Consider the following 13,671-nt stretch of genomic DNA (forward strand, 5'->3'; position numbering starts at 1 on the left):
CGGGCCGCGCCGCGGCCCGCATCGTCATCGGGCCGAGTCTAGTGGCTCGGTACAACTAGCTGTCCGACTCCGCAGCACCCTCGGTTTCCTCGGCTGCTTCGTCTGCGCTTTCCTCGGCGTTGCGGGCAATGGCCAGCAGCGTGTTTTCTTCACCCAGGTTCATCAGCCGCACGCCCTTGGTCTGCCGCCCCGCCTTACGGACCTGGCGCGCCGCGGTGCGGATCACGCCGCCGCCGGAGGTGATCGCATACAACTCGCTGTTGTCGTCGACAATCAGCGCACCGACCAGCCTGCCGCGCCGACGGTCGTACTGGACGGTCAGGACGCCCTTACCGCCGCGGCCCTGCACCGGGTACTCCTCGATCGCGGTGCGTTTGGCATAGCCACCTGCCGTGGCCACCAGCAGGAAGGTGCCTTCCTGGATCACGTTCAGCGACAGCAGCCGATCGTCCTCGTTGAACCGCATGCCCTGCACGCCGGACGTGGCGCGTCCCATCGGTCGCAGCGCCTCGTCGGTCGCCGAGAACCTGATGGATTGCCCGTTGGCCGAGACCAGGAGCAGGTCCTCCTCGGCCGAGCACAGCACCGCCCCGACGAGCTCATCGTTGTCTCGCAGGTTGATCGCCACGATTCCACCCGAGCGGTTGGAGTCGAAGTCGGTCAGCTTGGACTTTTTGACCAGCCCGTTTTTGGTGGCCAGCACCAGGTACGGCGCATCCTCGTAACCGCGGATCTGGATGACCTGCGCGATGCGTTCCTCGGGTTGGAAGGCCAGCAGGTTGGCGACATGCTGACCGCGCGCGGTGCGCGAGGCCTCCGGTAGGTCGTAGGCCTTGGCCCGGTACACCCGGCCCTGGGTGGTGAAGAACAGGATCCAGTCATGGGTCGAGCACACGAAGAAGTGCGCGACGATGTCGTCCTGTTTGAGGCCTGCTCCCTGCACACCCTTACCGCCGCGCTTCTGACTGCGGTAGAGGTCGGACTTGGTCCGCTTTGCATAGCCGGTCTCGGTGATGGTGACGACGACCTCTTCGCGGGCGATCAGGTCCTCGTCCGCGACATCGCCGTCGGCGGGAATGATCCGCGTGCGCCTGTCGTCGCCGTACTTCTCGACGAGTTCGGCGAGTTCGTCGTGCACGATGGCGCGCTGCCGCTCGGGCTTTGCCAGGATGTCCTCGAGGTCGGCGATCTCGGCCTCGATCTTGGCCAGATCGTCGACGATGCGCTGGCGCTCCAGCGCGGCCAGCCGGCGCAGCTGCATATCCAGGATGGCTTGGGCCTGGATGTCGTCGATGTCCAGCAGCTCTATCAGGCCGGCCCGGGCGATGTCGACAGTCTGTGACGCCCGGATCAACGCGATGACCTCGTCGAGCGCGTCGAGCGCCTTGACCAGGCCGCGCAAGATATGGGCCCGCTCGTTGGCCTTGCGCAACCGGTAGGTGGTACGCCGCACGATGACGTCCAACTGATGCACCACGTAGTAGCGGATCAGCTGGTCGAGACGCAGCGTGCGGGGGACACCGTCGACGATCGAGAGCATGTTCGCACCGAAGCTGGCCTGCAGTTGGGTGTGCTTATAGAGGTTGTTCAGCACCACCTTCGCGACCGCGTCGCGCTTGATCTCCACGGCGATGCGCAAGCCAACCCGGTCACTGCTCTGGTCCTCGATGTTGGAGATGCCGGCCAGCTTGCCGTCACGAACCTGCTCGGCGATCGAGGTGATGAAGTTGTCGTGGTTGACCTGATAGGGCAGCTCGGTGATGACCAGCAGGGTGCGGCCCCGCGAGTCTTCTTCGATCTCCACGACACCGCGCATCCGGATCGAGCCGCGGCCGGTGGTGTAGGCGTCGTGGATGCCTTGCGATCCGACGATCAGGCCATAGGTGGGGAAGTCCGGTCCCTTGACCCGCTCGCAGACCGCGGCCAGCGTGGCCTCTTCATCGGCGTCGTGATTCTCCAGGCACCAGAACACCGCCTCAGCCAGCTCGCGCAGGTTGTGCGGCGGCATATTGGTGGCCATGCCGACCGCGATACCGCCCGAGCCGTTGGCCAGCAGGTTGGGGAACCGGCTGGGAAGAACCGTCGGCTCTTGCACCCGCCCGTCATAGTTTGGGATGAAATCGACTGTCTCCTCGTCGATTTCGCGTAGCATCTCCATCGCCAGGGGCGTCAGCCGCGCCTCTGTGTTGTGGCTGACGAAGCCATTGGTGAGGAAGGCGTGGTCGTCGGTGTCGACCCGCAGGCTGTAGACCGGTTGGACGCCGGCGTCGCCGACACCGGCGACCTTGGCGTAATAGAAGCGTCCGTCGGTGAGGTCCGTTGCGATAGCCCGAACATCGGGATCGGCGATGTGCGAGAGGATCTCCGCGCCGCGAGTACGCCAGCGCTCGATGCGGTCGACGTTATGGCGATTGAGCCAGTCCTTGTCGACCCAACGGCTGCCGCAATGGTTGCGAATAAACCGCCCCAGCCCTGGAACGTGATCGCCATCCATGCCAGCGCACGGCGGCATGGTCGACAGGATGTCGACCAGCTTCCCCTGCTTGACGCCCCCGAAGCCGACCCGGCTTGCGAACAGTTCGGCTTGCGCGCGGTTGGTGATGACGACCTTGTACTCGCCGACGGCGCGGCGGTAGCGGCGGCAGACAATACCGAACTCCAGCAGCATTTGCTGCACGTCTTTGGCCAGTCGCTCGCTAATTGTATTGTAGGAGATCTGAATTGTGTTGCGTGGCAAGGCAGAGCAGGAGCCGTCGCCCTCGAACAGCGCTTGCAGGAATACGCGCTTGACCGCGGCGGGGGAGTGCCAGAGCCATTCCGGTACCAGCTTGTCCGCCGATCGCTGACCGCACAGGCCGCCGAGTCGTGTGTTCCTGAGCTCGCTGAGGTTATGGATGTCCAGTTCATGCAGCGTGGACCCTGAGGCGATTGACCGGGAAGATACATAACGACGGCCGCCAACAACCGCGTCGTACGCGCCGACGACCATATCGAAATAGTCGCGGTCGAGGTTATTGAATCCGGCGCGCTTCGCAGATACAAAACCTTCGCTGATGAAAGCGCCCAGCAACAGCGCTTCCATCACGTCATGCCACTCCGCAGGCCCGAACTCCACCGGCGGGGTTCGCTGCAAGACAACATGGTCGTCGGGTCGGATCTCTTCGATGAGCTTCCACAACAGCGTCGGCACACCGCCGACATCGACGAGACACAACAGCGGATGGTTCGCTGTGCCAGTGACTTCGTAACCTTCTGCGGTGCGCACGGTGTAGGTCTGGTGGTCGCCCGAATGAAACAGGTGATCGGCGACGACGGGGTCCCCGTGCCGATCGAGAACTTTCAACTCGACCTCGTTGTCCGTATCCGGCGTTGCACCCGGAACGACATCGCCGATCCGCACGGATTGTCCGAACGGCAACCGCACCAAGGCATCCCCGGTGAGGCAGTACCTCATCGCGGCCGGCGGATCATTACCCGGCGAACCGAAGTTGCCCTGACCATCGACCAGCGGGTAGCGCAGCGACCACGGCTGGGCCATCCGCACCAGGGTGTCGTAGATCGATGAGTCGCCGTGCGGGTGATAGTTGCCCATCGTCTCGGCGACCGAACGCGCCGACTTCGCGTGGCCGCGGTCGGGCCGGAAGCCGGAGTCGAACATCGCGTACAGCACCCGGCGGTGCACCGGCTTGAGGCCATCGCGCACCTCCGGAAGGGCGCGCCCGACGATCACGCTCATCGCGTAGTCGATGTAGCTGCGCTGCATCTCCTGCTGGATGTCGACCGGTTCGACCCGGTCGCCGGCTTCGTCGCCCGGTGGCAGCGTGGTGTCAGTCATCTGTTCCTCTGATCGCTAGAACTGGCCATCTTGACGTCTAAACGTCAAGGAAGCGGACGTCTTTGGCATTGCGGGTGATGAAGCTGCGGCGGGCCTCAACGTCCTCGCCCATCAGGATGGAGAAGAGTTCGTCGGCAGCCGCGGCGTCGTCGAGGGTGATCTGGCGAAGCACCCGCACCGTTGGGTCCATCGTGGTTTCCCACAGCTCCTTGGCGTCCATCTCACCCAGACCCTTGTAGCGCTGGATGCCGTCTTCCTTGTTGATCTTCTTGCCGGCCTTCTGCCCCGCCTCCAGCAGGCCGTCACGCTCGCGGTCGGAGTAGGCGAACTCCGGGTCGGTGCGCTGCCACTTCAACTTGTACAGCGGTGGCTGCGCCAAGAACACGTGCCCGTGTTCGATGAGTGGCCGCATGAAGCGGAACAACAACGTCAACAGCAGTGTCGAGATGTGCTGGCCGTCGACGTCGGCGTCGGCCATCAACACGATCTTGTGATAGCGCAGTTTGGCGATGTCGAATTCGTCGTGGATGCCGGTGCCCAGCGCCGTGATGATCGCCTGGACTTCGGTGTTTTTCAGAACGCGATCGATACGTGCCTTCTCGACGTTGATGATCTTGCCTCGCAGCGGAAGGATCGCCTGAAACATCGAGTCGCGGCCACTCTTTGCCGAGCCACCAGCCGAATCACCCTCAACCACATACAGTTCCGACTTCCGCGGATCGGTGGACCGGCAGTCGGCCAGCTTGCCGGGCAGGCCGCCGATATCGGTGGCGCTCTTGCGGCGCACCAACTCTCGCGCCTTGCGTGCGGCGATACGCGCTTGTGCCGAAGACACCGCTTTATTCACAACAACTTTGGCATCCGCGGGGTTGGCCTCGAACCAGTGCGTCAGTTGCTCGTTGCAGACCTTCTGCACAAACGACTTGACTTCGGTGTTGCCCAGTTTGGTCTTGGTCTGGCCCTCGAACTGCGGTTCGCTGACCTTGACCGAGATCACCGCGGCCAGGCCCTCCCGAATGTCATCGCCGGTCAGATTGGCGTCTTTGTCTTTCAGCAGCTTCTTGTCTTTGGCGTACTTGTTCACCACCGACGTCAGCGCACTGCGGAAGCCTTCCTCGTGGGTACCGCCCTCGTGGGTGTTGATCGTATTGGCGAACGTGTGCACCGACTCCGAATATCCGCCGTTCCACTGCATCGCGATCTCGACCTCGTGGCCGGTGCCCTTGCCTTCGAAATCGATGATGCTTTGCTGAATTGGGCTCTTGGTCCGGTTGATGTGCTTGACGAAATCGACCAGCCCGCCCGGGTAGTGAAACGTCCGGTGCTTGACCTTGTGTGAGGTCTTCGACTCGGCCTCCTTTTCTTCGGCGGACTTGGGCGCCTCGGCGGTGTCACTGACGACGTCGTCGACGACCTCCTCCTTGGTCACCCGCTCGTCGGTCAGGTTGATGGTCAATCCCTTGTTGAGGAAGGCCATTTCCTGCAACCGGCGCGCGACCGTCTCGAAGTCGTAGTCCGTGGTCTCGAAGATGTCGGAGTCGGCCCAGAACCTGATCGTGGTGCCCGTCCGCTTGGTGGCCTCGCCCTGTTTGAGGGTTCCGGGCACGGCGCGGTCGTAGTACTGCGACCACTCGTGGCCGTCGCGGGCGATGTCCACCTCGAGCCGCCTTGACAGCGCGTTGACCACTGACACGCCGACGCCGTGCAGACCACCACTGACGTTGTAACCGCTGTTCTCACCGCCGAACTTGCCGCCGGCGTGCAGTTGCGTCATCACCACGTCGACGGTGGGGGCGCCGGTCGCGTGCATCGCGACCGGGATGCCGCGCCCGTTGTCGGCGACCTCGACACTCCCGTCGTCGAGAATGCGCACATCGACTTTGTTGGCATAACCGGCCATCGCCTCGTCGACCGAGTTGTCGACCACCTCCCAGATGAGATGGTGCAGACCCCGCTCGCCGGTGGACCCGATGTACATGCCGGGGCGTTTGCGGACGGCCTCGAGGCCTTCGAGCACGGTGATCGCTGAAGCGCCGTATTCGTCTTGCGCCTTCTTCTTCTGGGCAGCCACGGTCGGAATGCTCTCCTTGGGGTTTCATGCGGGCGGTTCCAATCACCGCGACAGTCGCATACAGCCAGTCTAACGTCATCAGCCGTCCGCACCGATTTTCTGGGGGCGTTTCTACCCAGCTAACCGCGCCGTGCGGGCGATTTCTTTATTCTTGCCGCGTCCCGACGTGCATTAAGGGTGTCTACGTGATCCTGGCCGATTTCAGCGGCCTGTGGATAACGTCTGCCTGGGGATCATGAGACGCCGCAACCGCCCTACCCGTACGTGTCGCGCGGGCCCCTCCCGGCGATGTGACGCGGCCCCTTACGCCAGGACGGCGCGGACGGGCCGGTGATTTTCAATGATGTCACCACACCGTTGCCGACCGCCGCGGCGATCTTGGCCAACAACTGCGCCTGGATCATCCGCAACTGGGTGGCCCACGCTGTCGATTCGGCGGCCACGCTCAGCACGCCGTCATTGAGGGCAGTGGGGGCCGCGTGGTCGGCGATCTGGTGGCCGACCACCGACGTCCAGTTGCCCAGCACGGTGCCCTCGGCGACTTGCGCGGACCAACCCCGCTTTTTCGCCAGATCGCGAGTCAGCCTGCCCAACGGTTGTGGGTCACGAACGTCGGGGCCCGGCCCCGACCAGCTTCGCCGCCGGCCCGCCACCCGCCGGGGCATGGGCGGCACCGCCCGACCGCGGCCGGCATCTTTTCCCTGAGCCCGCGCCGCCGCCCGGGCCTCTTCGAGGGTGCGCCTGACCAAGTCGATCCCGGTCAGCTCGCTCGACGGCCCTCCGGAGTCGGGACGCGGACCTTCACCCGTGCCGGTCATGTCCGCATTTCCGATACCCGGCCCGAGTCGCTGTCGCGTAAATCGACATAGACCTGTCGCACGTCCCAGCCCGCCGGAATGTCTTCGACCACCGCCGCGGTAACCAGCACCTGCTCGGCCGATTCGGCCACCGTGGCCAGCGCGCGGCGCCGCGCGGCGTCAAGTTCGGCGAACACGTCGTCGAGCAACAACACCGGATCGCTTTCGTCGGCGCGTAGCAGCTCGTAAGCGGCCAGGCGCAGGGCCAGTGCGAACGACCACGACTCCCCGTGGCTGGCAAAGCCTTTGGCCGGTTGATCACCGAGCCACAATTCCAAGTCGTCGCGGTGGGGGCCGACCAGACACATGCCGCGCTCAAGCTCCGCGTCGCGGCGCGCCGATAAGGCCGCCAACAAGGCGGCCTGAAGGAATTCCCGGTCACCGCCGGCGATGTCCGCCGCGGCGTCGGCACCCAGACTGGATCGATAAGTGATGGCCGCCGCCCGTGATCCCGGAGCCAACAGCTGATAGGCCTTCTCGACCTCGGGTGCCAACTGGTTCACCAAATCGATACGGGCGGCCATCAATTGGGCACCGTGTTCGGCAAGACGACTATCCCATACATCGAGGGTGTCCAGCGCACTTTGATCGCCTCGGTACCGCGCCCCGGACAGGGATTTCAACAGCGCGGTGCGCTGCCGCAGAACTTTTTCGTAATCAGCGCGCACCGCCGCCACCACCGGCCGCCGCACCGTCGCCAAGTCGTCGAGGTAACGCCGTCGCTCCGACGGGTCTCCGCGCACCAATGCCAAATCCTCGGGAGCGAAGAGCACCGCCCGCAGGACGCCGATAACCTCGCGGGTGCTACGCACCGGTGACCGATTCAGTCGCGCCTTATTCGCCCGCCCCGCAGCGATTTCCAGATCGACAGCGCATTCCCTGCCCTCGTTGACCACGATCGTCGAGACCACCGCGCGGGCGGCGCCGGCCCGGATCAACGGCGCGTCCGTTCCCACCCGGTGTGAACCCAAGGTGCTCGAATACCACAGCGCCTCAAGTAGATTCGTCTTCCCAAAACCGTTGGAACCAATGAAGACCGTCCGACCCGGCTGCAATTCGAGGTCGGCGTGTGCCCAGGACCGGAAGTCGCGCAGTCCCAAATGCCGGACGTACACCTAGCCAGGCAACCGGACGGGCATCAACAGGTAGACATAATCGGTCGGTAGGGCGCCGAAGGGCCCCGTGCCGGTCGGGTGACTGTCCTCGTCCAATGCCGGGCGCAACAACGCGGGCTTGCCCGGAGTCGTGAAACCAAACGACACCCGCTCGGAATGAACCGATCCCAGTCCGTCGGTCAGATACGTCGGGTTGAAGGCGATCGTCAACGGCTCACCGGCGAAATCGATCGTCAGGTCTTCTTCGGCCCGGCCGACGTCGTCGGCGCCCGCGGACAGCCGCAGCGATCCCTCGCTGAATTCCATCCGCACCTGGGCACCCCGGTCGGCGACCAACGCCACCAGCTTGATGGCCTCGGTCAGCTCCGACACGTTGATGGTGGCGACCGCCGTGTGCTCGGCCGGCAACAGCTGGCGAAACTTCGGGAATTCGGCGTCGAGTAGGCGCGTGGTGCTGCGCTTGCCATTGCCGCTGATGCCGAGCAGCCCGTCTTTTCCGACACCCGCGCCCGCACCCAACGACAAACGAACCTCAGCACCGTCGGTGCCGGCCCGCGCGGCTTCGGCCAGTGTCTTGGCCGGCACCAGGACCGCGGCTTCGATGTCGGGTGAGGCCGCCGACCAGGTCAACTCGCGAACCGCCAGCCGGAACCTGTCGGTGGCGGCCAAGACCACCGTGTCGCCCGAAATCTCCACCCTGATCCCGGTCAGCATCGGCAATGTGTCATCACGGCCGGCCGCGATCGCCACCTGACTGATCGCCTCCGCGAACAGATCGGCGGGCAGCATTCCGGTCTCGTCCGGCAGGGCGGGCAGCGTCGGGTAATCCTCGACCGCCATCGTCGGCAACGAAAACCTTGCGTTCCCGCAGTTCAGGGCGACCCGATTCCCGTCGACGTAGAAGTCGACGGGCTTGTTGGGCAGCGCCCGAACGATGTCTGACAATAGCCGCCCGGATACCAAAACACTTCCCGGAGAGGCGATTTCGGCGGCCACCTGCGCTTCCGCGGAAACCTCGTAATCGAATCCGGAGATCGTGAGGCCGTCATCAGTCCCGGCCAGCAGCACACCGGAAAGTACCGGCACCGCGGGCCTGGACGGCAGGTTCTTCGCCACCCACGACACCGCGTCGGCGAAAGACTCCCGCGCCAAACGAAACTTCAAGTCGCTGAGGCCAGCCGTTGTCGTCGCCGCGTCCATAGCGTCCCTTCACCTTCAGCGTTTTCGAATCCATTTTGGCTAGCCTCCCCCCGCTAGCACGGGGCCCCGCCACGAACGCCGGTGACGCGATGCGCCGACGACGACCGAAACGGCAGTCGAAGAACAACCGTAGATCCTCCGGGGCCATCTTGAAAGCTAATCGCAAAGGCCGACAAACCGATCTGATGACGGGTTGGACCGCGGGTGTGCAGCCAGCGTCCCCAGGGCTGTATTTCAAAGAAGAACCGATGAAGAGATCTCAGTAACAGTATTAAGGCCTGTGCATTCTGGGGACAGCGCCGTCCCGCTGCAGCTAGCGCGATGATCGTGATGTGGATCGTGGCGTTGGCGCCTGTGAGTCTTGTGTTGGCCCGATGGGGACGAACGGTGGGTGTGTGCGGAACGGCCGGTACTACACCGATGTTTAATTGCTCTGTGCACAGGGCTGCGCACATGCCCTGGGTGTGGCCGGTGTGACGGACGCGCGGGAAGTTTCTCGAAAAATTACGCGCGCGGACCCCGAAAACGTGGGATTCAGCGCTTGGAGCGCTGACGGATGCGAGTGGTGAGCTCCTTGACGTGATCAAAAACCTCACGCCGCTCGGCCATCTCGGACAAAATCTTGCGCTGCGCGTACATGACCGTGGTGTGGTCACGGCCGAAGGCCTGCCCGATCTTGGGCAAGGACAGATCGGTGAGTTCACGGCAGAGATACATCGCGATCTGGCGTGATTGGGCCAGTGCTCGAGTCTTGCCCGGGCCGCGGAGTTCCTCGACGGTGGTGTCGAAGTATTCGGCGGTGGCGGCCATGATGGTGGCCGCGCTGATCTGCATGGTGCTGGCATCGGCGATCAAATCGCGAAGCACGATTTCCGCCAGCGCCTTGTCGATCGGCGTTTTGTTCAGCGAGGCGAACGCGGTCACCCGGATCAGGGCGCCTTCGAGCTCGCGAATGTTGCGCTCGATGCTGCTGGCGATGAGTTCCAGGACGTCGTCGGGGACCGCCAGCCGCTCCATCTGAGCTTTCTTGCGCAAGATGGCGATCCGGGTTTCCAGCTCCGGGGGCTGCACGTCGGTGATCAGGCCCCACTCGAAGCGCGTCCTGAGCCGGTCTTCCAGGGTGGCCAGCTGTTTGGGCGGCCGGTCAGACGAGATGACGATCTGCTTGTTGGCGTTGTGCAATGTGTTGAAGGTGTGGAAGAACTCCTCTTGGATACCTTCCTTGCCCTCGATGAACTGAATGTCATCGACCAGCAGCACGTCGACGTCGCGATAGCTGCGCTTGAAGGCAACCTTGCGGTCGTCGCGGAGCGAGTTGATGAAGTCGTTGGTGAATTCCTCGGTGGAGACGTACTTGACTCGCATCCCCGGGAACAGACGCTGCGCGTAATTGCCGGCGGCGTGCAGCAAGTGGGTCTTGCCGAGACCGGACTCTCCCCAGATGAAGAGGGGGTTGTAAGCGCGGGCCGGCGCCTCGGCGATCGCCAGGGCTGCGGCATGCGCGAACCGGTTGGAGGCGCCGATGACGAAAGTGTCGAAGGTGTAGCGGCGGTTGAGGCTCGTTCCGGCGGCGACGGCGGGGTCGATGGCGTGCGGCCGCTCAGTGAAGTAATTCGGCCAGCCCGGCTGGGCGTTGTCGACGGTCTCGTCGTTGTCGATGGTGGTGTCGTCGGCCGGGAAAGCGTCGGATCCCGGGAAGGGTTCCGCCGGTGGGATGAGGGCGTCCTCGACATCGTCGGAGGGGGGAGCGATGCGGACTCCCAATTGGATCTGTTGTCCGAGCCGGCGACTGAGCGCATCGGTGATCGGGGCGCGCAGGTGACGTTCGATCTCGTTTTGGACGAAGCTGCTCGGCACAGACAGCAGAGCAAATCCCTCGACGATCGTCAGCGGCCGGACAAGATTCAGCCAGGCCCTTTGCTGCGGGGTGAGGGGTGTGACCAGGGTGGTGCGGTTGGCGGTGACGCCGTCCGCGGTGGGATCACCGTTGAGCTCGGAAACGACCGCATTCCACACCGTCGTGAAGCCTGAACCGGGGTCATCGGTCAACGACGCATCTCCCTGGTTCTCGAACGTCCCGGGTCGAAGTGCAACTCACGCTTGGCGACAAAACAGCTGTCCACATAGTTATACACAGGTGTGGACAGGATGACCGTATGCGAGCCGCAACCTACCGGCGACGGCTCGCGATCTCCGCGCTGGAAGAAAACCTTGGAAGGCTGTCTAGGCAGCTAGTCGATCCACCATCCTCGCTTCGTTATCGAGCGCTGCTTCAGTCTAAAACGACTTGGGCAGAAGCTAACAGTTTTCCGTGCGGCTGCCAACCGTTCTGCTGCATTCCAATCGGGTCGTTTAGGGTAAGTGGGGCCTTGGTTCGGCTCGTTAGCGTAGTCACGCCGACGCCGAGTGTGACCGGAATGGAAAATCTTGCACCGGGTCCGCGCGGCTCCGTTGCAACAAGCCAGGTTTGACCAGGCGAAGGCTCGTCAGTACCCTCAAACAGTCGCCCGAAAGTCGGCGATACGGCTGCGACCCAGAACCACAGGGGGACCGCGCCGGCCAGTAGCAGCAAGACCACCTCAGGTCGGAACGCAGACGAGCCCGAAGCGAAACGTCTGAGCGGCCGGATGGCAAACAACGAGGAGAACGTCGTGGCCAAGGGCAAGCGGACCTTCCAGCCGAATAACCGGCGCCGAGCCCGCGTGCACGGCTTCCGCTTGCGGATGCGCACTCGTGCGGGACGCGCGATCGTGTCCGGCCGGCGCCGCAAGGGCCGCCGCGCGTTATCTGCCTGATCGCGGGTCAGGTCTTCCGTCGGTGCTTCCCGCGCGCAACCGCATGACGCGGTCAATTGAGTTTGACGCGACGGTGAAGCACGGGATTCGTATGGCACAGCCCGACATCGTCGTTCACTTCCTGAGGGGCGACGGCGAGACAGCGCCACACGTGGGACTGGTTGTCGGTAAGCCCGTCGGGTCGGCCGTGGAACGTCACCGGGTCGCCCGTCGGCTGCGGCACGTGGCCCGCTCGATTCTGGGTGAACTCGAGCAATCCGACCGATTGGTGATCCGGGCGCTGCCCGGTAGCCGCACCGCGTCGTCGGCCCGGTTGGAGCAGGAGCTGCGGCGGTGTGTGCGGCGTATGCCGGCGGCGGGAATCGCACCGTGACGGGACGGTCTCCGGTGGGTGCGTTCATCCGCACGGCGGGAAAGTCTGTGGCGCGGGGATTGATTTTCCTCATCCAGCTCTATCGGCATATGGTGTCGCCGCTGCGTCCGGCGACGTGTCGCTTCGTTCCGACCTGTAGCCAGTACGCGGTCGATGCGCTGAACGAGTACGGGTTGATTCGGGGGAGCTGGTTGGCTGCGACCAGACTCGCCAAGTGCGGACCATGGCACGAGGGCGGATGGGACCCGATACCGGATCGTCCCGGCTGCCAAGGGAATTGCCAATATGCCAGCGACGCTTGGGCGGTCCGAGCGACGCGACGGGAGAGTGAGTCTTTTGTCCTTTGACCTTTTCAGCCTCGACTTCGTCTACTACCCGGTGTCGTGGATCATGTGGGTTTGGTACAAGTTGTTTGCCTCGATGTTGGGGCCGTCGAACTTCTTCGCCTGGGCGCTGTCGGTGATGTTCTTGGTCTTCAGCCTGCGCGCGCTGCTCTACAAGCCCTTCGTGCGACAGATCCGCACCACCCGCCAGATGCAGGAGTTGCAACCGCAGATCAAGGCGCTGCAGAAGAAATACGGCAAGGACCGCCAGCGGATGGCACTCGAGATGCAAAAGCTGCAGCGCGAACACGGCTTCAACCCGATCCTCGGCTGCCTGCCGATGCTGGCGCAGATCCCGGTGTTCATCGGTCTGTATCACGTGTTGCGTTCGTTCAACCGAACCACCGGCGGGTTCGGTCAACCGCACCTGTCGGTGGCCGAGAACCGGCTCACCGGAAACTACGTGTTCACCCCGACGGACGTCGCCCACTTCCTGGATGCCAACCTGTTCGGCGCACCGATCGGCGCCTTCATGACACAGCGCACCGGCCTGGACGCGTTCACCTTCTTCAGCCGGCCGGCCGTGATCGCCGTTGGCCTGCCGGTGATGATCCTGGCCGGGGTTGCGACGTACTTCAACAGTCGGGCGTCGGTGGCGAGGCAGAGCCCGGAGGCGGCGGCCAACCCGCAGACCGCGATGATGAACAAGCTTGCGCTGTATGTGTTTCCGCTCGGCGTGGTCGTCGGAGGGCCGTTCCTTCCACTCGCGATCATCTTGTACTGGTTCGCGAACAACATCTGGACCTTCGGTCAGCAGCACTACGTCTTCGGGATGATCGAAAAAGAGGACGAAGCCAAAAAGCAGGAAGTGATCGAACGCCGGGCGGCCAACGCCCCCGCGCCGGGAGCCAAGCCCAAGCGGAACCCCAAGACGGCGCCGCCGGGCGGGAACGGTTCGGCGAAGGCCGATGCCGATGCGCCCAATCCCGCGGAGACGGATTCCGATGTGGCCGACGGGCCGGCAACAGGAGCAGACGACGGGTCGAGCAATCGGACCCCGCGGCCCGGGGCGCGACCGAAAAAACGCAAACGCTGAAACGGC

10 protein-coding genes are annotated in these 13,671 nt (G+C 64.0%); 4 read left to right on the forward strand and 6 right to left on the reverse strand.

The features are described from left to right. Positions 1 to 55 precede the first annotated feature (55 nt). The 6 genes from gyrA to dnaA all read right to left on the reverse strand — a co-directional run bounded on the left by gyrA (position 56) and on the right by dnaA (position 11,127). Positions 56 to 3,835, reverse strand: coding sequence for an intein-containing DNA gyrase subunit A (gyrA, locus tag Q0W90_RS04295; RefSeq protein ID WP_297773288.1), 3,780 nt, complete (start codon positions 3,833 to 3,835; stop codon positions 56 to 58). Positions 3,836 to 3,872: 37 nt separating this feature from the next. Then, entirely contained in the window at positions 3,873 to 5,906 is a 2,034-nt protein-coding gene (gene gyrB / locus Q0W90_RS04300) for a DNA topoisomerase (ATP-hydrolyzing) subunit B (protein WP_297595530.1), read from the reverse strand. A 254-nt stretch (positions 5,907 to 6,160) separates the two neighbouring features. Continuing rightward, a complete protein-coding gene (locus Q0W90_RS04305; RefSeq protein ID WP_297595532.1) occupies positions 6,161 to 6,724 on the reverse strand; it encodes a DUF721 family protein in 564 nt (187 codons plus the stop codon). Beyond that, positions 6,721 to 7,878, reverse strand: coding sequence for a DNA replication/repair protein RecF (recF, locus tag Q0W90_RS04310; protein WP_297595534.1), 1,158 nt, complete (start codon positions 7,876 to 7,878; stop codon positions 6,721 to 6,723). Before recF ends, Q0W90_RS04305 begins: the two co-directional genes overlap by 4 nt. After that, positions 7,879 to 9,078, reverse strand: coding sequence for a DNA polymerase III subunit beta (gene dnaN / locus Q0W90_RS04315; protein WP_297773291.1), 1,200 nt, complete (start codon positions 9,076 to 9,078; stop codon positions 7,879 to 7,881). Positions 9,079 to 9,612: 534 nt separating this feature from the next. After that, on the reverse strand, positions 9,613 to 11,127 hold the full coding sequence (gene dnaA / locus Q0W90_RS04320) for a chromosomal replication initiator protein DnaA (protein ID WP_297698750.1): 1,515 nt from the start codon (positions 11,125 to 11,127) through the stop codon (positions 9,613 to 9,615). A 602-nt stretch (positions 11,128 to 11,729) separates the two neighbouring features. On the opposite strand from dnaA, the gene rpmH reads away from it, so the two are divergent. The 4 genes from rpmH to yidC are packed head-to-tail and all read left to right on the forward strand — an operon-like array spanning position 11,730 to position 13,665. After that, positions 11,730 to 11,873, forward strand: coding sequence for a 50S ribosomal protein L34 (rpmH, locus tag Q0W90_RS04325; RefSeq protein WP_003874369.1), 144 nt, complete (start codon positions 11,730 to 11,732; stop codon positions 11,871 to 11,873). 22 nt (positions 11,874 to 11,895) lie between these two features. Then, on the forward strand, positions 11,896 to 12,246 hold the full coding sequence (rnpA, locus tag Q0W90_RS04330; RefSeq protein WP_297595537.1) for a ribonuclease P protein component: 351 nt from the start codon (positions 11,896 to 11,898) through the stop codon (positions 12,244 to 12,246). Next, on the forward strand, positions 12,243 to 12,593 hold the full coding sequence (yidD, locus tag Q0W90_RS04335; RefSeq protein WP_297595538.1) for a membrane protein insertion efficiency factor YidD: 351 nt from the start codon (positions 12,243 to 12,245) through the stop codon (positions 12,591 to 12,593). Before rnpA ends, yidD begins: the two co-directional genes overlap by 4 nt. Continuing rightward, entirely contained in the window at positions 12,574 to 13,665 is a 1,092-nt protein-coding gene (gene yidC, locus Q0W90_RS04340; protein ID WP_297698754.1) for a membrane protein insertase YidC, read from the forward strand. Before yidD ends, yidC begins: the two co-directional genes overlap by 20 nt. Positions 13,666 to 13,671: the final 6 nt, after the last annotated feature.

The organism is Mycobacterium sp. (genome assembly GCF_025933915.1).
In the GTDB taxonomy this organism is placed as follows: Bacteria; Actinomycetota; Actinomycetes; order Mycobacteriales; family Mycobacteriaceae; genus Mycobacterium.